Origin of the sequence: Sphingopyxis sp. (assembly GCF_036261875.1) — a bacterium.
Classification (GTDB): Bacteria; Pseudomonadota; Alphaproteobacteria; order Sphingomonadales; family Sphingomonadaceae; genus Sphingopyxis.
In genome coordinates this window covers 70,129-89,836 of record NZ_DATAJZ010000041.1, presented here as the reverse complement: position 1 = coordinate 89,836, position 19,708 = coordinate 70,129, and the positions used below count along the sequence as shown (strand labels likewise).

Genomic DNA, 19,708 nt, shown 5'->3' with positions numbered 1-19,708 from the left:
AGCGCCTGCAAGGCAGTCGAAGGGCGCTGCCACCTCCCCATCGCTCCGCGACAGGGAGGATCATCAGCAATCCGACTGGAAGCGGACCTCTCTTGCATCGTCATCCCGGACTTGATCCGGGATCCATTCTCTCAGCGCCGGTTGAATGGATCCCGGATCAAGTCCGGGATGACGAGAGTCTGAAAGTCGCGCTCAGCACCTCTTATCGTCGTCATCCCCGCGAAAGCGGGGACCCAGAGCGTGCGTCGGCTAACCCCACACTGGGTTCCCGCTTTCGCGGGAATGACGAAGGTGGGGAGGGGCAGCTTCCCACCCCTAAGCAGGCATCATCAAAAGCCCGATTGACCGTCCCCGAAAACGATATAAATATGATATCATCTTTATATCAAGTGATTCGGAGGGAAATATGGTCGAGAGTGGGACACCGGCGCTGAATCGCAGTCGCGAGACGCGCGCCAATACGCAAAGCGGCTATCTGATGCTGCTGATCTGGCTCGCGCTGCTCGGCGTCGCGCTGTGGGCGGGGATCAGCAACGGGACGGCAGAGGTTCAGCTCGTCTGGAAATGGGTGGTCGTGGTTCTCGCCGCAATCGCGGGTACGCTCATCCTTTGCGGTTTCTATCTCATCAACCCGAACGAAGCCGCCGCGATCCAGTTGTTCGGCGCCTATAAGGGCACCGACCGCGAGACCGGGCTGCGCTGGATCCTCCCATGGCTGTCGCGCAAGAAGATCGCGGTGCGTGCGAACAACGTCATTTCGGACAAGATCAAGGTCAACGATCTGCGCGGCAACCCGGTCGAGATGGCGGCGCAGGTCGTGTGGCGCGTTACCGACACCGCGCAGGCACTGTTCGACGTCGACGATTATAAAGAGTTTGTGATGGCGCAGATCGAGGCCGCGGTGCGCGCGATCGGCTCGCGCTATCCCTATGACGATATCGAGCATCAGGAAATCACGCTGCGCGGCAATCACGACGAGGTCGGGGTCGAACTCAGGAAAGCGCTGATCGAACGGCTCGAGGTCGCGGGCATCACCGTCGACGAATGCGGCCTCACCCACCTCGCCTATGCGCAGGAAATCGCCGGCGCGATGCTGCGCCGCCAGCAGGCCGAAGCGGTGATCGCGGCACGCAAGAAGCTGGTCGAGGGCGCGGTGACGATGGTCGAGATGGCGCTGACCCAGCTCAGCGAAAAGAATGTCGTCGAGCTCGACGACGAGCGCAAGGCGGCGATGGTGTCGAACCTGATGGTCGTCCTGTGTGGCGAGCGCGACACCCAGCCCGTGGTCAACGCCGGCTCGCTCTATTGAGGATCGAGCGATGCCCGCGCCCGCCAAGAAAGCCTTTGCCCTCCGTCTCGATCCGGCGCTGTTCGCCGCGATCGAGCGGCTGGCGGCGGCCGAACTCCGCAGCGCCAATGCCGAGATCGAAATCCTGCTGCGCGAAGCACTTGGCCGCCGCGGCGTGAGCTTCAAACCGAGCGAACAGCCGAAGCGCGGACGCCCGCGCGCCGAAAGCGGAGGCGGCGCATGAAGACACACCGCATTCTGGCCGCGACTGCGTTCGCCGCCGGACTGGCAAGCGCTGCGGCGTGGGCCGCACCGCATAGCGCCGCGATTCAGGCTCCCGGCCCCGCCGGTCCGCTCGCGGGCACGCTGCTGATGGCCGACGCGCCCGACGCGCCGGTGGTGCTCATCATCCCCGGATCGGGGCCGACCGACCGCGACGGCAACAATCCGCTGGGCGTCGCGGCATCGACCTATCGGCTGCTCGCCGAAGCACTGGCGACCAAAGGCGTTACGACCGCGCGCATCGACAAACGCGGCATGTTCGGCAGCAAGGCCGCGATCAGCGACCCCAACAAGGTGACGATCGGCGATTATGCCGCCGACGTCGCGAGTTGGGTCAAGATGCTCAAGGCGCGTACCGGCCGGCCCTGCATCTGGGTCGCGGGCCATAGCGAGGGCGGGCTCGTCGCGCTCGCCGCCGCGAACGATCCCGACGTCTGCGGCCTCGTCCTGCTTTCGACGGCCGGGCGAAAGCTGAATGTCGTGATGCACGAACAGATTGCGGCGAACCCCGCCAATGCGCCGATCGCCGCCGACGCCGATACCGCGATCGACGCGCTCGCCAAGGGCGAGCATGTCGACGTGTCCGCCATGCACCCGGCGCTGGCGCAAGGACTGTTCAATCCCGCGGTCCAGGATTATCTGATCGACGTCTTCCGCTACGATCCCGCCCTGCTGATCGCGAAGATCGGCAAGCCGGTCCTGATCGTCTCGGGTCTCGAGGACAAACAAGTGTCGCGGCGGGACGCCGAGGCGCTCGCCGCCGCGCAGCCGAGAGCCCGGCTGGTGCTGGTTGCGGGGATGAGCCACATGCTGAAACAGGTCGCGGGCGAAGGTGTCGCCGCGAATATCGCGACCTATACCGATCCCGCGCTGCCCATCGATCCAGCGGTCGTCGACGCGATCGCTACCTTCGTCCGGCCCGCGGCCTGAAAGGAAAGCCATGCTGCACCTCGTGTTCGACGGCCGTCCCTGGTTCCGCCCGAAGAATCGCGGCTACGGCACCGGCCGGCCGATCACATGGCAAGGCTGGGTCATGCTGGCGGCGCATATCGCCCTGATCGCAGGCGTTTCGGTGCTGCTGCGCGGCAAGCCGGCGATGATGACGATCTTCGTCATCCTGGCGGGCCTCGCGCCGATGCCGCTCTACCGCTCCAAGACCGAAGGCGGCTGGCGCTGGCGATAGATACCCCGTTGGGGAGGGCCGCGCTTTTCCACCGCGGACGCCCCGCCCCCGCTTGCCCCACAAAGGCTAGATGGTTAAGGCCGGTCCCCATGACCGCCGCTCCGTCCTCCGTCCGCATCGCCCCCTCGATCCTCAGCGCCGATTTCGCGCGGCTGGGCGAGGAAGTGCGGGCGATCGAGGCCGCGGGCGCCGATTGGGTGCATATCGACGTGATGGACGGCCATTTCGTCCCGAACCTGACGATCGGCCCGATGGTCGTGAAGGCGCTGCGCCCGCATTCGGCGCTGCCCTTCGACGTCCATCTGATGATCTCGCCCGTCGACGGCTTTCTCGACGCCTTCGCCGCGGCGGGCGCCGACATCATCACCGTCCATCCCGAAGCCGGGCCGCACATCCACCGCAGCGTCCAGCACATCAAGTCGCTCGGCAAGCAAGCGGGCGTCTCGCTCAATCCCGCAACCCCGGCGAAGATGCTCGACTATCTGATCGACGACATCGACCTGGTGCTGGTGATGAGCGTCAATCCGGGCTTCGGCGGGCAGAGCTTCATCACCAGCCAGCTTCGCAAGATCGAGGCGGTCAGGAAGATGATCGAGAAATCGGGTCGCGACATCCGGCTGGAGGTCGATGGCGGCATCGACGCCGCGACCGCGCCGCTCGCGATCGACGCGGGCGCCGATGTGCTCGTCGCCGGCACCGCGACCTTCAAGGGCGGGCCGGGCGCCTACGCCGACAATATCCGGCGCCTGCGCGGCGCCTGACCGGGGAAGGGCAGGCCTGTGACCTCTCCCCCATCCAGCCCGATTCCCGATCCGGGCGACGATGCTCCGCCGCTCGACGATTCGATCGAGCCCGGCAAAAGGCTGATCCGCCTGCCTGCCGACAAGGGGCTGTCGCTCGGCGATCGCATCGCGAACCAGATCACCCGGCTCACCTGGCGCACGCCGCTCCACGCCTTTCGCCTGAAGGGCCGCTTTCCGCTGAAACTGCTCGGCGTGCCGGCCGATCCGGTGCCCGGCGACATGCGCGCGGGCATGGCGATCCGCGCCGGCCATTTCCTCCACCGCGGGCTGAAGCTGCGGCTCGGCGAACTCGATTTCGCGACGCTGGCGGTCGCGCCGGCCTTTGCCGACTATCTCCACAGCTTCGCCTGGCTGCGCGACCTTGCCGCGACCGGCACCCGCGCCGACGGCGCCCCGATCGCCGAGGCGGTCGTGCGCCAATGGCTGGCGACACACGGCGAGACGGTGAGCGAACCGGCATGGCAGGCCGATAATACGGGCTGGCGCATCCTCTTCTGGGCCGCGCACGCGCCGCTGATCCTGTCGTCGAGCGACCTTATCTATCGCTCGGCGGTGCTCAACCATCTCGCGCGCGCGGCGCGCCACCTCGACCGCGTCGCCGACAAGACGCGCCCCGGCACCGGCCAGCTCGTCGCGTGGATCGGCATCGTCGCCGCCGCGCTGCTGATGCCCGGCGGCGAGCCGCGGCAGGTGTTCGGCGAGGCCGGGCTGCGCAAGGTGATCGAGACGAGCTTCTATGCCGACGGCGGCAATATCGCGCGCTCGCCGCAGGCGCAGCTCGACGCGGTGATGGCGCTGGCGATGCTCGCGCGCGTCTATGACATGCGCCGCATGGAGGTGCCGCCCTTCGTGCAGGAACTGCTGGCGCGCGCCGTTCCCGCGCTGCTCGGCCTCGTCCACAGCGACGGCGGCATGGGCAATTGGCAGGGCAGCGGCGCGACGTCCGCCCTCCATATCCAATATGTCGTCGCCGCGAGCGGCGTCCGCACCCGCCCGCTCAAGCAGGCGCGCGACTGGGGCTATCAGCGGCTCGTCGCGAACAAGGTGGTGCTGCTCGCCGACGCCGCGCCGCCGCCGATCGCGCGGGTGACCGAGGCGGGCTGCGCCTCGACCCTCGCGTTCGAGCTCAGCGACGGCGACGAGCGTATCGTCGTCAATTGCGGTGGCGCCGCGCTGACCGGGGCGACGATCCCCGCCGACCTCGCGCGCGGCCTCAGAACCACCGCCGCCCATTCGACGCTGACGATCGCCGACAGCAATTCGACCGCGATCCTGCCGAGCGGCGCGCTCGGCCGCGGGGTGACCGAGGTCGAACTCGACCGGCGCGAGACGCCGCAGGGCAGCCGCGTCGAGATGAGCCACGACGGCTATGCCCGCCGCCACGGCTTCATCCACCGCCGCCTGCTGATCCTCGCCCCCAACGGCCGCGAGCTGCGCGGCGAGGACATGCTGCTCCCCGCCCCGCGCAGCCGCCGCAAGGGCGACAAGCGCTTCACCCTGCGTTTTCATCTCGGGCGCAACCTGTCGGCGAGCCTGACCGCCGACAAATTGGGCGCGCTGCTCCGCATATCGGGCGGGCCGCTGTGGCAGTTCCGCACCTCCGACGGCGCGCTGGAAATCGAGGAAAGCCTGTGGGTCGACGGCGACGGCCGCCCGCACCCGACCGAACAGCTCGTCGTGACCGGCACCGCGCCCGCAGGCGGTGCGAGCATCGGCTGGATCTTCAAGCATATCGGCTGAGCAGGCCGGATTGGGCGCTGACGCTCGCTTTGAGCCGGGAATCACCTTTCCATCCATCGTCATTCCGGACTTGATCCGGAATCCATTCATTCCGCGCTGTCCTGCATAGACCCCGGATCAAGTCCGGGGTGACGACAGATGGAGGTTCGGCTCCTTTCCTTCGCCGCCGCGCAAATTTTCCCGCCCGCACAGGCATGGCCGATTTCGCCGACTTATCCGATGGCGCCGCCCTTCTGTGTCACTCGTGTGACAGCGGCGTAACACAGCGGTCACAAGGCGCTGTCACTCGCCCCCTCGAATCGCGGGAAGCCAATCTGCTCCGCGATCTTCCGCACTCTCCAGGGGGAAAATATGCAATCGCTCCGCACCGTCCGCTCGCGCATCCTGCTCGGCACCTGCCTTTCGCTCGCCGCCGCGCTTCCCGGCACCGCCTTTGCGTCCGACATCGTCGGCACCGTGACCGACGCGAGCGACACGCGCGCCTTGCAGAGCGCGCAGGTCCGCATCATCGAGCTCAATCGCGAGACCGAGGCCGGCCGCGACGGCAGCTTTCGTTTCGGCGACGTCCCCGCGGGCACCTATACGCTGGAGGCGCGCTACGTCGGCGCCGAACCGCGCACCGAGACCGTCACCGTGTCCGACAGCGGCAATGTCACCGTCAGGCTGGTGCTCGGCACCGACGGCACGATCCTCGTCCTCGGCCAGTCGGCAAACATGACCAGCGCGCTGTCGCGGCAGAAGGCCGCCGACGGCGTCGAAAGCGTGCTGACCCGCGACGCGGTCGGCCAGTTCCCCGACCAGAATGTCGCCGAATCACTGCGCCGCCTGCCCGGCATCAACATCCTCAACGACCAGGGCGAAGGCCGCTTCGTCTCGGTCCGCGGCCTCGATCCCGAACTCAACGCGACCTCGGTCAACGGCGTCCGCCTGCCTGCGCCCGAAAGCGATATCCGCTCGGTCGCGCTCGACGTGATCTCGAGCGACAGCATCGAATCGATCGAGGTCAAGAAATCGCTGACCCCCGACATGGACGCCGACACGATCGGCGCGTCGATCGAGATCAACACCACGAGCGCGTTCGAGCGCCGCAAGAATCTGCTGACCGCGAAGATCGAGGGCAGCTACAACGACTATTCGGAAAAGCTGACCCCGAAGGGCAGCATCGACTTCTCGCAGCGGCTCGGCGACAATGTCGGCGTGTCGGGCGGCGTTTCCTATTATCAGCGCAAGTTCGAGACCGACAATATCGAGGCCGATGGCTGGAACGAGGACGACGGCCTGATCTTCCCCGAGGAGGTCAACTACCGCGACTATGACGTCGAGCGGAAGCGCTTCTCGGCCAACCTCAACTTCGATGTCCGCGTCGGCAGTTCGACCAACCTCTATGCCCGCGGCGTCTACAGCCAGTTCGACGACCAGGAATATCGCCGCGAGACGAGCCTGAAGCTGGAGGATGCGGGCACCATCACCGCCAACGGCGCCACCGGCGTCGACTTCAGCGACGAGGATGGCGAGATCAAGATCCAGCGCTCGCTCAAGGATCGCTTCGAGCGCCAGCGCATCCGCAGCCTCGTGCTCGGCGGCGACACCGAAGCGGACGGCTGGCACGCCCGATATTCGGTGAGCTTCGCCAAGTCGACCGAGCGCGAGAACGGCTCGATCGACCCGGCCAATTTCGAGCAGAAATTCGAGGGTGACGGGCTGGTGATCGGCCTCGACACGACCGATCCGCGCCGGCCGCTCTATTCGGTCGGCGGCGCCGCCGGCGCGGCTGCCGATTTCTACGATCCCTCCGAATATGAGCTCGACAGCATCCAGGTCACCACGCTGTCGGACTCGCGCGACCGCGAATGGGGCGCGCGCTTCGACCTCGGCCGCGAATTCGCGACCGATGGCGGCAGCTTCACGATCCAGGCGGGCGCCAAGGGCCGCTGGCGCAAGAAGAGCTACAATCTCGAAACCGTCTATTGGGAAAATGACGACCTGACGATGGCCGACCTCGTCGGCGACCAGACCTACCGCCTGATCGACATCTCGCCCGTGCTCGACAAGAAGGGCGTGCGCCGCTTCTTCAACGCCAATCGCGACATCTTCGAGCTCAACGAATTTGATTCGACGCTCGATTCGATCCTCGACGATTATTCGGTCACCGAAGACGTCGTCGCGGGCTATCTGCTCGGCCGATGGGACAGTTCGACCCTCCGCGTGATCGGCGGCGTGCGCTACGAGCATACGAAGAACGACATTCGCGCCAACACCGTGCTGACGGTCGAGGAGGGCGGTGAACTGCCCGACGGAACGACCGCCGACGACGACACCATCGCCAGCGTCACCCCGAACCGCTTTCAGCGCAGCTATGGCGACTGGCTGCCCAGCCTGACGATCCGCTGGGAACCGCAGCAGAACCTCGTCCTGCGCGCCGCGGGCTACAAGAGCCTCGTGCGGCCCAAGCTGTCAAAGCTCGCGCCGCATTTCACCATCGAGCAGAATGACGACGACGAGCGCGAGGGCGATTTCGGCAATCCCGACCTCAAGCCCTATCGCGCGTGGAACTTCGACGCCGGGATCGAATATTATCTTCCCGCGGGCGGCGCGCTGTCGGCGGGCGTCTTCTATAAGGACATCAAGGATTTCATCGTCGACACCAATATCGAGGAACCGGGCGTCTATCAGGGCATCGCCTATGACGAAGCGACGATCCCGATCAACGGCGACAGCGCGAAGGTCTGGGGGCTCGAGCTCAGCTATCAGCAGGCGCTGCGCTTCCTGCCCTCGCCGCTCGACGGGCTGCTGGTGCAGGCGAACTACACCTACACCGATGCCACCGGAAAGGTGCCGATCGACGGCGACATCACCGACCTGCGCAAGATCGACCTGCCGGCGGCGTCGAAGCACACCTTCAACGTCGCGCTCGGTTACGAGAAGGGCCCGGTCTCGCTGCGCCTCGCGGGCACTTATCGCTCCAAATATCTCGACGAGCTCGGCGACGACGCGCCCGAGGACCGGATGATCGACAATCATTTCCAGCTCGACCTCTCGGCCAAATATGACGTGACCAAGCGCTTCCAGGTCTTTTACGAGTGGGTGAACATCAACAACGCCAAATATTATGCGTACAACAATGTCGGCGCCCGCCAGAACCTGCTTCAGTATGAGCAATATAAATGGACGATGAAGTTCGGCGCGCGGGTGAAGTTCTGATGCGCCGCCTCATCGCACAGGGCGGAGGCAATGCGCCGCACGCGCAGAATTTCAGGCCGGTGCGCTGGAACCGGATCGCGGCGGCGCCGGAGCTTTAATCGCTGGCGATATAAAACCCTGTGCTCCCGCGAAGGCGGGAGCCCATCTCCGGTCGGCGCCATCCGGAACCGGTAGGAGATGGGTCCCCGCCTTCAGCCGAAGGCTGAAGTTTATCCTGAGCGCCCGCCCGGCGGGCAGTCGAAGGGCGGGGACGCGGCGTTTTTATGGTGCGGCGCTTGCGATAATAGGCCCATCCGCCTAGGGCGACCGCGTCTTTCCCCTCTTGCAAAGGCCGCCCTTTCCATGACCGATCTCGTTCCCGTCCGCCGCGCCCTGCTGTCCGTCAGCGACAAGGCGGGGCTCGCCGACCTCGCCGCCGCGCTCGTCAGGCATGGCGTCGAGCTGGTGTCGACCGGCGGCACCGCGAAGGCGCTGCGCGAAGCCGGACACACCGTCCTCGACGTCGCCGACCTCACCGGCTTTCCCGAGATGATGGACGGCCGCGTCAAGACGCTGCACCCGACGGTCCACGGCGGCATCCTCGCGGTGCGCGACGACGCCGCGCATGTCGCGGCGATGGAGCAGCACGGCATCGGCGCGATCGACCTCGTCGTCGTCAACCTCTACCCCTTCGCCGCGACCGTCGCCAAGGGCGCCCCGCGCGACGACATTATCGAGAATATCGACATCGGCGGCCCGGCGATGGTGCGCTCGGCGGCGAAGAACCATGCCTTCGTCGGCATCGTCACCGAGCCCGAGGATTATGCCGCGGTGATCGCCGAGATGGACGCCAACGGCGGCGCGACGACCCTCGCGCTGCGCAAGCGCCTCGCCGCGACCGCCTTCGCGCACACCGCGACCTATGACGGGATGATCGCAAGCTGGTTCGCCTTCGCCGATCAGGGCAAGCTGTTCCCCGACACGCTGCCGCTGACCGCCAAGCTCGCGAACGAACTGCGCTATGGCGAGAATCCGCACCAGCAGGCCGCGCTCTACCTGCCCGCCGGCCCGGCCGCGCGCGGCATCGCACAGGCCGAGCAGGTTCAGGGCAAAGAACTGTCCTACAACAATATCAACGACGCCGATGCCGCGCTCGAACTGGTCGCCGAGTTTCGCGAGGCCGATCCGGCCTGCGTCATCGTCAAGCACGCCAACCCGTGCGGCGTCGCGACCGCCGCGACGATTGCCGAGGCTTATGACGCGGCGCTGAAGTGCGACGATGTGTCGGCGTTCGGCGGCATCATCGCGGTCAACCGGCCGCTCGACGGCGCGACCGCCGAGCTGATCAGCGGCATCTTCACCGAGGTCGTCTGCGCGCCCGATGCCGACGCCGACGCCCGCGCGGTGTTCGCGAAAAAGAAGAATCTGCGCCTGCTCCTCACCGGCGAACTGCCCGACCCGGCGCGCGGCGGCCTCATGATGAAGACGATCGCCGGCGGCTGGCTGGCGCAAGCCCGTGACAATGGCCGCATCACGCGTGCGGACCTAAAAGTCGTCACCGACCGCGCACCAACCGAGGAGGAACTAACCGACGCCCTCTTCGCCTGGACCGTCGCCAAGCATGTGAAGTCGAACGCGATCGTCTATGCCAAGGGCGGCTCGACCGCAGGCATCGGCGCGGGGCAGATGAACCGCCGCGACAGCGCGCGCATCGCCGCGGTGAAAGCGCGCGAAGCCGCCGAAAGCCACGGCTGGGCGACCCCGCGCACCGTTGGCAGCGCGGTCGCGAGCGACGCCTTCTTCCCCTTCGCCGACGGCTTGCTCGCCGCAGTCGAGGCGGGCGCGACCTGCGTCATCCAGCCGGGCGGCTCGATCCGCGACGACGAGGTGATCGCCGCCGCGAACGAGGCGGGGCTGGCGATGGTGTTCACAGGGATGCGGCATTTCCGGCACTAAGCCGCCCAATTTCCGTTCGTGTCGAGCGAAGTCGAGATACGTCTGGGACGCGCAAGGTTTCGGCGTGTCTCGACTTCGCTCGACACGAACGGCATAGGGGTGGGAACAGTCGCGAAGGCGGCATTCGACAAGGACCAGCATGACCGCCATCGTCCGCAACACATCGATCATCCAGCGCCTCTATAACTGGACGATGGAGAAATCGGCGCATCCGCACGCCGAATATTGGCTGGCGCTGGTCGCCTTCGTCGAGGCGAGCTTCTTCCCGATCCCGCCGCACCCGCTGCTCGGCCTGATGTGTCTCGCCGATCCGAAGAAGGCGGTGCGCTATGCGATCATCTGCACGCTCGCGTCGGTCGCGGGCGGGATGCTCGGCTATTCGATCGGCTATTTTCTTTACGAGAGCGTCGGGCTGTGGCTGCTCGGCGTGCTGGGGCTGACCGACGCCTTTCCGCCGGCCGCCTGTTACCTCCGCGAATATGGCGCCGAGATCATCCTGATCAAGGGCGCGACGCCGATCCCGTTCAAGCTGCTGACGATCACCGCCGGCTTCATCCACATGAATTTCTGGACCTTCCTGTGGGCCAGCCTCGCCAGCCGGGCCTTTTCCTTCCTGCTCGTCGGAATCCTGTTCCGGCTGTTCGGGGCGCCGATCAAGGCGTTCATCGACAAATATCTGATGTGGGTCGCGGGCGCGTTCATCGTTGCGGTGGTCGCGGGTTTCCTGATCATCGGCGCGCTGTCGGGCGACGGCAAGGCGAAGGAAGCCGACAAGTGCAGCGGCGCAACGCTGGCGAGCATGGGGCTGGATCGGACGTAAACGGATGCTTCTCCCCTCCCGCCTGCGGGAGGGGAAACCACGTTACTCGTTCGCCGCCTGATGCAGCCAGTCGGCGTGGCGCGGGGCCTTCTTGGTCCGGCTCCATTCTTCCAGCATCAGCGGGGCGACGCGGCGGAGTTCGGCGTATTGCGCATCGGTGCCGATGTCGCAGGCGAGTTCGACGCGGTGGCCGTTGGGGTCGAAGAAATAGATCGACTTGAAGATGCCGTGGTGCGTCGGCCCCAGCACATCGACGCCGTTCGCCTCCAGATGCTCCTTCGCCGCGACCAGCTCGTCATAGCTGCCGACCTTGAACGCAAGATGCTGGACCCACTGCGGCGTATTCTCGTCGCGGCCCATGGCGGGCTGGTTCGGCAGCTCGAAGAAGGCGAGGATGTTGCCGTTCCCCGCGTCGAGGAAGACGTGCATGTACGGGTCGTACTCGCCGGTCGACGGCACATGATCCTCGGCGAAGGCGGTCGTGTAGGTCATGCCGAGCATGGCCTCATACCATTCGACCGTTTCCTTCGCATCCTTGCAGCGATAGGCGGCGTGGTGAACACCACCGAGTTTGATCGGGCTCGTCATTCGGCTGGTTCCTCGACATTCAAGGCGCCGCGGCGGATCTGGTCGAGCTCCATCGACTTGAACAGCGCGGTGAAATTGCCCTCGCCGAAGCCTTCGTCCTTTTTGCGCTGGATGAATTCGAAGAAGACCGGGCCGATCACCGTCTGGCCGAAAATCTGCAGCAGCAGCCGCGGGTCGCCTTCGGTGGTCGAGCCGTCGAGCAAAATGCCGCGCGACTTGAGGTCCGCGACGGGCTCGCCATGGCCGGGCAGGCGCTCGGCGAGCAGTTCGTAATAGGTTTCGGGAGGCGACGGCGCGAACGGATTGCCGAGCGCCTTGAGCTTGTCCCACGATTCGTAAAGATCGTCGCAGGAAAAGGCGATGTGCTGGATACCCTCGCCATTATAGGCGCGCAGATATTCCTCGATCTGGCCGCCGCCACCCGCGCCTTCCTCGTTCAGCGGAATGCGAATCTTGCCGTCGGGCGCGGTCATCGCCTTCGAGGTCAGGCCGGTATATTCGCCCTTGATGTCGAAATAGCGGATCTCGCGGAACCCCGCGATGCGCTCGTAGAAAGCCGCCCAATGCGCCATGCGGCCGCCGTAGACATTGTGGGTCAGGTGATCGATGACCTTGAGGCTGGCCCCGACGGGATGGCGGTCGACGCCCTCCTCATAGACGAAATCGATGTCGTAGATCGACAGGTCGTCGCCATAACGGTCGATCAGATAGATGATCGAGCCGCCGATGCCCCGAATCGCGGGCAACCGCAATTCCATCGGTCCGGTCTTGCCCTCGACCGGCTCGGCGCCGCGCTCGATCGCCGCGGCATAGGCTTTCGCGGCATCGCGGCAGCGCCAGCCCATGCCGCACGCCGACGGACCATGCTCGGCGGCGAAATAGGCGGCGGGCGATTTGGGCTCGTAATTGGCGATCAGGTTGATGTCCCCCTGACGCCACAATTGCACGTCCTTCGAACGGTGCCGCGCGACCAGCGTGAAGCCCATGCGTTCGAACACCGGTTCGAGCATCCCCTTTTCGGGCGCCGAAAATTCGACGAACTCGAAGCCGTCGAGGCCCAGCGGGTTTTCGAACAGGTCGGCCATGGTCAGTCCCTTATATGGTTTCAATTGAAACTATTATGATGGATCGAGGCGAGGGAGTCAATGCGCGAGCCCTTTCCCATACTTCGCCATTCCCGCGAAAGCGGGAACCCAGAGCGCGCATAACCCAACCCCACCCTGGGTTCCCGCTTTCGCGGGAATGACGAAGGTGGGAATCTCAACTCCCCACCCCGTTCGGGCCATTGAGCGTAATCCTCGACTAGGCGGCTGCCGTCTCGATCGCTTCGAGCGCTTCCATCCACGCTACCTCGACGGTTTCCAGCTCGGACGCCAGCTTGCCGCGGCGCTGCGACAGGTCACCCATCGTCAGCTTCGCCAGCGCGGGCTCGGCGCTCGCCGGGTCGAACATCGCACGGTCGATCGCGCTGATCTGCTGCGCGAGCTTCGCCGCGCGCGCCTCATGGTCCTTGGCCGATTTGCGGAGCGCCGCCTGCGCCTCGCGCGCCTTCGCGGCCTCCTGCCGCGCAAGCTTTGCGTCCTTCGGTTTCGCGGGCGACGATTTCACATCATCGTTCGCGGCCGATTTGCCGAGGATGAAGGCGACATAATCGTCCATGCTACCGTCGAAATCGCGCGCCGTCCCGTCGTCGACCAGCACCAGCCGGTCGGCGCTGAGTTCGAGCATGTGCCGATCGTGGCTGACGATCAGCACCGCGCCGTCGAAACCATTGAGCGCCTGAACCAGCGCCTCGCGCGCGTCGACGTCGAGGTGGTTGGTCGGCTCGTCGAGGATGAGGAGGTGCGGCGCCTCGCGCGTGATCAGCGCCAGCGCCAGCCGCGCCCGCTCGCCGCCCGACAGCTTCGCGACCTCGGTCGTCGCCTTGCCCCCCGAAAAGCCGAAGCGCCCGAGCTGCGCGCGCACCGCGCCGGGGGTTTTGCCCGCCATCACGCGCGTCATAGCCCCAAGCGGCGTGTCGTCGCCGTCGAGTTCCTCGACCTGATATTGCGTGAAATAGCCGACGCGCATCTTGCCTGCGCAGGTCATCGCGCCGTCCTCGGGCTTCAATTGCGCCGCGAGCAGCCGTGCGAGCGTCGTTTTGCCGTTGCCGTTGCGGCCGAGCAGCGCGATGCGGTCGTCGGGGTCGAGGCGCAGGTTGAGGCGCGAGAGCACCGGCTCGCCCGGCGCATAGCCGACGCTTGCCAGATCGAGCGTGATCAGCGGTGGCTTCAGCTCGTCGCCGGGGCTTGGGAAATCGAAGACGAGGCTCGGGTCTTCCGCAATCGCGGCGATCGGCTGCATCCGCGCGAGCTGCTTGGCGCGCGATTGCGCCTGCTTCGCGGTCGAGGCGCGGGCACTGTTCCGCGCGACATAATCCTGAAGCTTGGCGCGCTGCGCGTCCTGCGCCGCCTTCGCCGCGGCAAGCTGTGCCGCGCGTTCGGCGCGCTGGCGCTCGAACGCATTATAGCCGCCAGCATAGAGCGTCACCTTGCCGCCCTCCAGATGCAGGATATGATCGACGACATTGTTGAGCAGGTCGCGTTCGTGGCTGATCACGACGAGCTGGCCCGGATAGGCACGCAGAAAGCTTTCGAGCCACATCGTCGCTTCGAGGTCGAGATGGTTCGACGGTTCGTCGAGCAGCAAAAGATCGGGATTCGAGAAAAGCAGCGCGGCGAGCGCGACGCGCATCTTCCACCCGCCCGAAAAGCTGTCGAGCGGCTGTCCCTGCATCTCCTCGTCGAAACCGAGCCCGATCAGGATGCGCGCGGCGCGCGCGGGCGCGGTATAGGCGTCGATCGCGATCAGCCGCTCGTGGATGTCGGCGAGCTTATCGGGGTCGGTCTCGATTTCGGATCGTTCGAGCAGGTCGGCGCGTTCGGTGTCGGCCGCAAGCACCGTCTCGAACGGGGTCGCGGCGCCGCTCGGCGCCTCTTGCGCGATATAGCCGACGCGGGTGCGGCGCGGCATTTCGATCCCGCCGTCGTCGGCCTCGAGCTGGCCGATCATCACCTTCATCAAGGTTGATTTGCCCGCGCCGTTGCGGCCGATCAGCCCGACGCGGCTCCTGGCCGGCAGGCTCGCGCTCGCGCGGTCGAGGATGGTGCGCCCGCCAAGGCGCACGGTCAGGTCATTGATCGTCAGCATGGGGGCGCCGCCTAGCATGGCGCGACGCAAAGCCCAAGCCCGAGGCTGGCTTTTCGGTGCGCCGCACGGCACAAACGCGCGCATGAGCAACCTCGCCCCCTTTCACATTGCCTTTGCGGTCGACGACCTCGACGCCGCGCGCCATTTCTACGGCACCGTCCTCGGCTGTCCCGAAGGGCGCAGCGATGCCGACTGGATCGACTTCGACCTTTATGGCCACCAGATCGTCGCGCATCGCGTCGCTGGCGAACGCGCGGCAGCGGGGCATAATCCGGTCGACGGCCACGACGTTCCGGTGCCGCATTTCGGCGTCGTGCTGCCGCCCGAGCAATGGCAGGCGCTCGCCGAGCGGCTGCAGCGCCATGGCGTGGTCTTCGTGATCGAACCCCACACGCGCTTCGCTGGCCAGCCGGGCGAGCAATCGACAATGTTCTTTCTCGACCCCGCGGGCAATGCGCTGGAGTTCAAGGCTTTCGCCGACCTGGGGCAGTTGTTCGCCCGATAGGCGTCAGTGTGACGCGCCCATCGACACCTGCTTTGGCCGCGGCGCGAGCCATACCGCCGCCGCCGCGATCAGGAAGATCACGCCCGAGGCGAGGAAGAGGTGGATTACGCCCAGCGTCGCCGCCTGCCCCTCGACCAGCCGGTCGAGCACGCCCCGCGCCTGGTCGGCGGTGAACCCGGCACTTTCCATCGACGTCATCGCGCCCGCCGGATCGTTGAGCGCGGACACCAGTTCGGATCGCGAAACGCGGCTCGCGTCGTCCCACGCCGTCGTCGCGATCGCAGTGCCGACCGCGCCGCTCAGCGTCCTGAGGAAGCTCATCAGCCCGGCCGCGGAGGTCTGGTCCTTCATCGGCACCGAGCTCAACGCGAGCGCGGTCAACCCGACGAAGAAGAAGGGCATCCCCATCCCCTGCAACAGATGCGGAAAGGCCAGCGACCAATAGCCGACGTCAGTGTTCCAGCCCGCGCGCAGAACCGATGTCATCGCCATCCACAATATGCCCGCGCAAATCGAGATGCGGATATCGACCTTGCCGATCATCCCGGCTGCGACCGGCGACAGTAAGACCGCGAAACAGCCGAGCCAGGCGACGACGAAACCCGTCTCGGTCGCGGTATAGCCGACGACCTGCTGCAGCCAGAGCGGCGTCAGCACCACCTGCGCGAAGAAGGCACCGAAGCCGAGCGAGATGGCAAGCGTTGCAAAGCTGAATCCGCGGAAGCGGAAGACGCGAAGATCGACCACCGGATTGGCGTCGGTCAATTCCCATATGAGGAAGGCGACGAAGCTGATCGCGGCGACGATCGCGAGCATCACGATCCACGCCGATCCGAACCAGTCATGCTCGCGCCCGGTGTCGAGCATGATCTGGAAGGCGCCGACCGAAATGACGAGCAGGACCAGGCCGACGATGTCGATCCGCGCCTTTTCGCGCTTCGTCTCGAATCCGCCGAGCAGGCTGCCGACGCCGAAGGCGCAGAGCGCGACGACGGGCAGGTTGATGAAGAAGATCCACGGCCAGCTCCAATTGTCGCTGATCAGCCCGCCGAGGATCGGACCGAGGATCGGCGCGGTCGTCGTCGTCATCGCCCAGATCGCGAGCCCCGCGCCCGCCCGTTCCTTGGGAAAGATACGCAGCAGCAAGATCTGCGACAGCGGCATCAGCGGCCCGCCCGACAGGCCCTGGAGCACACGGAACAGGATCAGCGCGTCGAGCGTGCGCGATATGCCGCACAGGAAGGAAAAGAGGCCGAAGCCGAGGATCGAGATGATGAACCAGCGCACCGTCCCGAACCGCGATGCGAGCCACCCGGTGAGCGGCACGCTGATCGCGTCGGCGACCGCATAGCTGGTGATCACCCACGTTCCTTGTGTGGGCGACACTGCGAGCCCGCCCGCGATGTGGGGAACCGAGACGTTGGCAATCGTCGAGTCGAGCACGACGACGAAGTTGGCGAGCGCGAGCGCGAAGGCGGCGACGATCAGCTTCGCGCCGCTGAGCGGTTGCGGCTCGGCCGGGATGGCGGGGGCAGCGGCGCTGGCCATGATTCAGCTCAATTCCCGCGCGTGTCGATCGTCGCTTCCATCGACAGGCCGACGCGTAGCGGGTGCGCCTTCAGCTCCTTCGGATCGAGCGCGATGCGGACCGGCAGGCGCTGGACGACCTTGACCCAGTTACCCGTGGCATTCTGCGCCGGGATCAGCGAAAAGGCGGCGCCGGTGCCGCCGGCGATACCGATCACCTTGCCGCGATAGACGACGTCGCCGCCATAATAGTCCGACGTCAGCTCGACCGGCTGGCCGATGCGTATGCGCTTGAACTGGCTTTCCTTGAAATTGGCGTCGACATAGGCCGTCGCAATCGGAACCACGACCATGATCGGCGCGCCCGCGGCGATACGCTGTCCCACCTGCACCTGCCGGTTGGTCACCACGCCGTCGACCGGCGCACGGATCACCGTGCGTTCGAGGTCGAGCCGCGCCTTGTCGAGCCGTGCCTGCGCCGCCGCGACATCGGGGGCGGTGTCGATCGTCGTGCCGCGCACCACCGCTTCGGCGGCGCCGAGGTCGCCGCTCGCCGACCCGCGCGTCGCCTCGGCCGAGGCGATTCCGGCCGCCGCGAGATCGCGCGCCGCACCGGCCGAGGCGAGCGCCGTGCGCGCCGCGGTCAGTTCCTCCGCCGATACGGCGCCGGTACCCGCGATGCTTTCGCGCCGCGCCAGTTCGGCGCGCGCCTTGGCAACCGAAGCGTCGGCGTCGCGCAGCCGCGCCCGCGCCTGCGCGATTTCTGCGCCGCGTGCGCCGACGCGTGCCCGTGCCGCGTCGGCGTTCGCGCTCGACTGGCCATAGCGCTGGCGCGCCTGGCGGAGCGCCGCTTCGGCATCGGCGACCGCGATCCGCTGATCGGCGTCGTCAAGGATGACGAGGACGTCGCCTTTCTTGACCACCTGCGTGCCGCTGACGCGCACCGCCTTGACCGGACCCGAGACGAGCGCGGTCACCGTCGCCGAGTCGGCGCCGACATAGGCGTTGTCGGTCGAGACGCGGCCCGCCTGGGTGAGGAAATACCAGATGCCCCACAGCGCCGCGATCGACACGACGACGATCGCGAGGATGCGCAGCAGCTTCTTGCGCTTCGCCATCGCTTCGCCGTTTTCGGGGGACGCGGGTTCGGGGAGAGCCTGGGTGTTTGCCGCAGCCGTATCGTCGGCCATCGTCATTCTCCTGTCTGGGTCTGGTAGCCGCCGCCGAGCGCGCGGATCAGGGCGATATCGAGGGAGAGCCTGCGCGCCTGAAGGTCGGCGACCTGACGCGCGAGCTGGGTCATGCTGTCTTCTGCAACGAGCTGCTCGAGCTGGTTCGACAGGCCGGCGCGGTAGCGGAGGCCCGCGAGCTCAGCCGCGTCGGTCGCGGCCTTGAGCGCATCCTGCCGTTCGGAGAGCTGGCGTTCGGTCGCCGCGCGGCTGGTGACGATGTCGGCGACGTCGCGCAGCGCGGCAATCAGCGTGTGGTCATAATTGGCGACCGCGCTGTCGAAATCGGCGCGCGCGCCGCGATAGCGGCCCTGCAAGCGCCCGCCGTCGAAGATCGGCAGGCTGACCGCCGCGCCGAAATTGCCATAGTCGGACCCCGACTTGAACAGGTTCGAAAGACCGAGCGACTGGAGGCCGATAAGCGCCGACAGGTTGATGTTCGGATAGAAATCGGCGCGCGCGACGTCGATCCGCTTCGCCGCCGCCTCGGCGCGCAGCTTCGCCGCGACGATGTCGGGGCGGCGGCCGACGAGGTCGATCCCCGCCTGCGGCGGCAGGCCGATCCCCGGCCCAACCCCTGACGACGCAAGCGTCGGCCGCGCAATCGACAGCCCGCGGTCGGGCCCCGCGCCGACAAGCGCGGCGAGCCGGTGGCGCGTCGTCGCAATCGCTTCCTCGAGCGCAGCGACGTCGGCGCGTGACGAAGCGGCACGGCTTTCCGCCTGGCGCTCGGCCGACTGATTCTCGATTCCCGCCGCGGCGCGCCGACCCGAAATATCGGCGCTGGCGCCGCGCACGCGCACCGCTTCCTTCGCGACATCGAGCGCATGATAATAGCCCGCGAGGTCGGCATAGGCCGAGGCGATTCCGGTCGTCAGCATCAGCCGCGCCTGCGCCTCGTCGACGCGCGCCGCCTCGGCCTCCGAGGTCGCGGCGGCAAGCGCCGCGCGGTTCTTGCCCCACAGGTCGAAATCGAGACTGAAGGTCGCGGCGACATGACCGGTGTCCTGAATGCCGTCGGGAACGAAGGCGGGCGGGATACCCAGATTCTTGCTCTGCTGGGTGCCGCCGGCGCTGCCTTCGACGCCGACGCGCGGGAGCAGCGCGGCGCCCGCCTGCTGCGCCAGCGCCTCGGCGGCGCGAACGCGCGCCGCGGCGGTCGCCATGTCGGGCGAACCCTTCAGCCCCTCGGCGATCAGCGTGTCGAGCTGGGCGTCGCCGAAGCTCTGCCACCAGCCCTCGACAGGCCACGCGCCGGTGGAATCGGCGAAGCTCGCCGCCGACTCGAACGACCCGGCGGGGGCCGGAACCGGCTTGGGCCCGAGGTCGGGAACGGCGGCGCAGGCCGAAAGCAGGCCGAAAACGGCGCCCAAAATCAATGGGGAGGGGAGATTTCGATAAGGCATGGAATCCAACGA

Annotated in this window: 16 protein-coding genes; 10 read left to right on the top strand and 6 right to left on the bottom strand. The window is 66.7% G+C overall.

All coding sequences use genetic code 11. The features are described 5' to 3' along the window. The first annotated feature begins 406 nt into the window (after window positions 1-406). The 9 genes from VHO04_RS18620 (at window position 407) to VHO04_RS18580 (ending at window position 11,252) form a co-directional block, all read left to right on the top strand. Window positions 407-1,309: an SPFH domain-containing protein gene (locus VHO04_RS18620; RefSeq protein ID WP_329629694.1), complete on the top strand. Its 903-nt coding sequence runs from the start codon at window positions 407-409 to the stop codon at window positions 1,307-1,309. Window positions 1,310-1,319: 10 nt separating this feature from the next. Further along, on the top strand, window positions 1,320-1,532 hold the full coding sequence (locus VHO04_RS18615; RefSeq protein ID WP_329629693.1) for a toxin-antitoxin system HicB family antitoxin: 213 nt from the start codon (window positions 1,320-1,322) through the stop codon (window positions 1,530-1,532). Continuing rightward, window positions 1,529-2,500 carry an alpha/beta hydrolase gene (locus tag VHO04_RS18610; protein WP_329629692.1) on the top strand — a complete coding sequence of 324 codons (972 nt, stop codon included), beginning with the start codon at window positions 1,529-1,531 and terminating at the stop codon, window positions 2,498-2,500. Before VHO04_RS18615 ends, VHO04_RS18610 begins: the two co-directional genes overlap by 4 nt. 10 nt (window positions 2,501-2,510) lie before the next feature. Next, window positions 2,511-2,753, top strand: coding sequence for a hypothetical protein (locus tag VHO04_RS18605; protein ID WP_329629691.1), 243 nt, complete (start codon window positions 2,511-2,513; stop codon window positions 2,751-2,753). Between the two features lie 89 nt (window positions 2,754-2,842). After that, a complete protein-coding gene (gene rpe / locus VHO04_RS18600) occupies window positions 2,843-3,514 on the top strand; it encodes a ribulose-phosphate 3-epimerase (protein ID WP_329629690.1) in 672 nt (223 codons plus the stop codon). 18 nt (window positions 3,515-3,532) lie between these two features. Continuing rightward, window positions 3,533-5,296 (top strand): heparinase II/III family protein, encoded by a 1,764-nt coding sequence (locus VHO04_RS18595; protein WP_329629689.1) that lies wholly within the window; start codon window positions 3,533-3,535, stop codon window positions 5,294-5,296. A 351-nt stretch (window positions 5,297-5,647) separates the two neighbouring features. Continuing rightward, the gene (locus tag VHO04_RS18590; RefSeq protein WP_329629688.1) at window positions 5,648-8,497 is read left to right on the top strand and encodes a TonB-dependent receptor; all 2,850 of its coding nucleotides are present in this window, start codon (window positions 5,648-5,650) and stop codon (window positions 8,495-8,497) included. Window positions 8,498-8,839: 342 nt separating this feature from the next. Next, window positions 8,840-10,432, top strand: a complete 1,593-nt coding sequence (purH, locus tag VHO04_RS18585) for a bifunctional phosphoribosylaminoimidazolecarboxamide formyltransferase/IMP cyclohydrolase (RefSeq protein ID WP_329629687.1) — start codon at window positions 8,840-8,842, stop codon at window positions 10,430-10,432. Window positions 10,433-10,598: 166 nt separating this feature from the next. Beyond that, window positions 10,599-11,252 (top strand): YqaA family protein, encoded by a 654-nt coding sequence (locus VHO04_RS18580; protein ID WP_329629697.1) that lies wholly within the window; start codon window positions 10,599-10,601, stop codon window positions 11,250-11,252. A gap of 42 nt (window positions 11,253-11,294) precedes the next feature. Here the strand turns inward: VHO04_RS18580 and VHO04_RS18575 are convergent, their stop codons facing one another. The 3 genes from VHO04_RS18575 to VHO04_RS18565 all read right to left on the bottom strand — a co-directional run bounded on the left by VHO04_RS18575 (window position 11,295) and on the right by VHO04_RS18565 (window position 15,029). After that, the gene (locus tag VHO04_RS18575) at window positions 11,295-11,840 is read right to left on the bottom strand and encodes a VOC family protein (RefSeq protein ID WP_329629686.1); all 546 of its coding nucleotides are present in this window, start codon (window positions 11,838-11,840) and stop codon (window positions 11,295-11,297) included. Beyond that, window positions 11,837-12,925, bottom strand: coding sequence for a 4-hydroxyphenylpyruvate dioxygenase (gene hppD / locus VHO04_RS18570; protein WP_329629685.1), 1,089 nt, complete (start codon window positions 12,923-12,925; stop codon window positions 11,837-11,839). The genes VHO04_RS18575 and hppD overlap by 4 nt, the downstream gene beginning before the upstream one ends. Window positions 12,926-13,142: 217 nt before the next feature. Then, a complete protein-coding gene (locus tag VHO04_RS18565; protein ID WP_329629684.1) occupies window positions 13,143-15,029 on the bottom strand; it encodes an ABC-F family ATP-binding cassette domain-containing protein in 1,887 nt (628 codons plus the stop codon). An 82-nt stretch (window positions 15,030-15,111) separates the two neighbouring features. On the opposite strand from VHO04_RS18565, the gene VHO04_RS18560 reads away from it, so the two are divergent. Continuing rightward, entirely contained in the window at window positions 15,112-15,534 is a 423-nt protein-coding gene (locus VHO04_RS18560; protein ID WP_329629683.1) for a VOC family protein, read from the top strand. Window positions 15,535-15,537: 3 nt separating this feature from the next. On the opposite strand, the gene VHO04_RS18555 is transcribed toward VHO04_RS18560, so the two are convergent. The 3 genes from VHO04_RS18555 to VHO04_RS18545 are packed head-to-tail and all read right to left on the bottom strand — an operon-like array spanning window position 15,538 to window position 19,696. Then, window positions 15,538-17,082, bottom strand: a complete 1,545-nt coding sequence (locus VHO04_RS18555; protein WP_329629682.1) for a DHA2 family efflux MFS transporter permease subunit — start codon at window positions 17,080-17,082, stop codon at window positions 15,538-15,540. Between the two features lie 8 nt (window positions 17,083-17,090). Then, on the bottom strand, window positions 17,091-18,251 hold the full coding sequence (locus VHO04_RS18550; protein ID WP_414713141.1) for an HlyD family efflux transporter periplasmic adaptor subunit: 1,161 nt from the start codon (window positions 18,249-18,251) through the stop codon (window positions 17,091-17,093). Window positions 18,252-18,253: 2 nt separating this feature from the next. Beyond that, on the bottom strand, window positions 18,254-19,696 hold the full coding sequence (locus VHO04_RS18545) for an efflux transporter outer membrane subunit (RefSeq protein ID WP_329629681.1): 1,443 nt from the start codon (window positions 19,694-19,696) through the stop codon (window positions 18,254-18,256). Window positions 19,697-19,708 lie beyond the last annotated feature (12 nt).

Coding starts and splice junctions, on each gene's coding strand:
- VHO04_RS18565 (WP_329629684.1), bottom strand. CDS start 15,029: ATGCTGACGATCAATGACCTGACCGTGCGCCTTGGCGGGCGCACCATC.
- VHO04_RS18590 (WP_329629688.1), top strand. CDS start 5,648: ATGCAATCGCTCCGCACCGTCCGCTCGCGCATCCTGCTCGGCACCTGC.
- VHO04_RS18550 (WP_414713141.1), bottom strand. CDS start 18,251: ATGGCCGACGATACGGCTGCGGCAAACACCCAGGCTCTCCCCGAACCC.
- hppD (WP_329629685.1), bottom strand. CDS start 12,925: ATGGCCGACCTGTTCGAAAACCCGCTGGGCCTCGACGGCTTCGAGTTC.
- purH (WP_329629687.1), top strand. CDS start 8,840: ATGACCGATCTCGTTCCCGTCCGCCGCGCCCTGCTGTCCGTCAGCGAC.
- VHO04_RS18610 (WP_329629692.1), top strand. CDS start 1,529: ATGAAGACACACCGCATTCTGGCCGCGACTGCGTTCGCCGCCGGACTG.
- VHO04_RS18560 (WP_329629683.1), top strand. CDS start 15,112: ATGAGCAACCTCGCCCCCTTTCACATTGCCTTTGCGGTCGACGACCTC.
- VHO04_RS18620 (WP_329629694.1), top strand. CDS start 407: ATGGTCGAGAGTGGGACACCGGCGCTGAATCGCAGTCGCGAGACGCGC.
- VHO04_RS18575 (WP_329629686.1), bottom strand. CDS start 11,840: ATGACGAGCCCGATCAAACTCGGTGGTGTTCACCACGCCGCCTATCGC.
- VHO04_RS18555 (WP_329629682.1), bottom strand. CDS start 17,082: ATGGCCAGCGCCGCTGCCCCCGCCATCCCGGCCGAGCCGCAACCGCTC.
- rpe (WP_329629690.1), top strand. CDS start 2,843: ATGACCGCCGCTCCGTCCTCCGTCCGCATCGCCCCCTCGATCCTCAGC.
- VHO04_RS18605 (WP_329629691.1), top strand. CDS start 2,511: ATGCTGCACCTCGTGTTCGACGGCCGTCCCTGGTTCCGCCCGAAGAAT.
- VHO04_RS18615 (WP_329629693.1), top strand. CDS start 1,320: ATGCCCGCGCCCGCCAAGAAAGCCTTTGCCCTCCGTCTCGATCCGGCG.
- VHO04_RS18545 (WP_329629681.1), bottom strand. CDS start 19,696: ATGCCTTATCGAAATCTCCCCTCCCCATTGATTTTGGGCGCCGTTTTC.